Raw genomic sequence first — 237 nt, 5'->3', positions numbered from 1 at the left:
CAGTTGCTGATAACTGACGGTTTCACCGCAAGGTATCGTGCGCAGTGCCTGCCAGACTTGTTGCTGAAAAGCAGTGCCGCGAATGTCCAGCGGTAACGTCAGCGGCGTATCGCGTTGATTGAGGCTGGCGATCACTTCACGCACATGTTGCTGAAACATCAGATCGGCAGGCGCGTTGTCGGCAGCGGGAAACATTTGTTGCAACTCGCTGATTAATGTGGCGTCATCATCGCCCAG

The 237-nt window shown here is 54.9% G+C and carries 1 protein-coding gene; it reads right to left on the bottom strand.

Annotated features, from left to right (window positions below; genetic code table 11):
• Positions 1–237, bottom strand: a 237-nt coding sequence (locus tag SB756_RS35115; protein ID WP_410913887.1) for an MGMT family protein, incomplete at both ends; no start/stop codon positions are given.

Source organism: Pseudomonas sp. SIMBA_068 (assembly GCF_046534705.1).
GTDB classification, from domain to species: Bacteria; Pseudomonadota; Gammaproteobacteria; order Pseudomonadales; family Pseudomonadaceae; genus Aquipseudomonas; species Aquipseudomonas putida.
Note: the sequence above shows the minus strand (reverse complement) of the source record. Positions and strands in the feature narration are given on the sequence as shown.